Source organism: Pseudomonas atagonensis, assembly GCF_011369485.1.
GTDB classification, from domain to species: Bacteria; Pseudomonadota; Gammaproteobacteria; order Pseudomonadales; family Pseudomonadaceae; genus Aquipseudomonas; species Aquipseudomonas atagonensis.
Genome location: NZ_VXCA01000061.1, coordinates 1 through 1184, shown reverse-complemented (window position 1 = coordinate 1184; position 1184 = coordinate 1). Strand labels below are relative to the sequence as shown.

Annotated in this window: 1 protein-coding gene; it reads left to right on the top strand. The window is 54.1% G+C overall.

The window, feature by feature from the left end; all coding sequences use genetic code 11:
* Nucleotides 1-210: 210 nt before the first annotated feature.
* A complete protein-coding gene (locus F2P67_RS27430; protein WP_166226359.1) occupies nt 211-1173 on the top strand; it encodes an IS110 family transposase in 963 nt (320 codons plus the stop codon).
* The last annotated feature ends 11 nt before the right edge of the window (nt 1174-1184 follow it).

Sequence of the window (1184 nt, the reverse complement as noted above, 5' to 3'; positions counted from 1 at the left end):
GCAAGCCCGCTTGTATGTTTAGACTTGAAGGGGTGGGTGGGACTAGAGCCTCGCTTCTGACTCTGACCAGTACAGACTGTGGGAGACATCGTCCCACCCCTTCACCTAATGCGCCGATAAGGAATGCATCGGCTCGGACCGACGATAGAAACAAGCCAGCGCAACGGTGAACCCCGACAAGCCTTTAAACCCTAGCTCGGAGGGTGCGTCATGACAATCCTGGATTCGCAGGTGGTCATTGGAGTGGATGTTGCGAAAGATGAAATCGTGGTCTATCGATCCGATCTGGATGCCATCAAGATCGTTTCTAACGCCAGGCCAGCGCTGAAGAAGTGGTTGAAGACACTTCCGGCGAACAGCGCACTGGCCATTGAGGCAACCGGTATTTATCACCTTGACACGACGGAGCTGGCCCATGAAATGGGTCATGACGTTTACGTCATTGATGGCCGACGGCTCAACAGATACCGCGACGGGATAAATGTTCGGGCCAAAACAGACGCCCTGGATGCGGCGTTGCTGGCACGCTACTTACGCAAAGAGTCTGATGGACTGAGGATTTGGAGTCCGCCTCCAAAAGCGTATACCCAACTTAAAAGCCTGCTGCGCCGTCGCGCCGAACTGGTTCGCCATTGTGTTGCGATCAAGCAGAGCTGGAAGGACGAGCCCTTACTCAAGGATGCGCTGGCTGAGTTTCTGGCAAATGTTGAGCACATTGAAAAAAACATTCAAAAGGTGCTGAAAAGTATTGTCAGCGAAGCCGGCCTGAACGCTCAGGTGCAGCGCTGCCAAGCTATTGAGGGCGTAGGTATCCTGACGGCCACGGCGGCAGTGACGGCTTTTACGCGAGGGGATTTTCCCGACAGTGATAGCTACATCGCGTTTTTAGGGATGGACCCGCGAGTCCGTCAGTCGGGAAAGAAAGATCAACGACGTCGACTTTCCAAGCGCGGCGATTCGGAGTTTAGGCGGCTACTGCACAACAGTGCGATGGCTGCTAGCCGCTCCCCTGTCTGGCAACCTTACTACCACCGGTGCTTGGCACGAGGCCTGAAGGCTACGGAAGCGTTGGTGATACTGGCTCGCAAGCTGGCAAGAGTGATGTTCGCGTTGATGAAAAACCAAAGCGAATACAAGCCGAATTCTATGTTTGAGGGTTCCCCTCAAACATAGAATCTCCCACA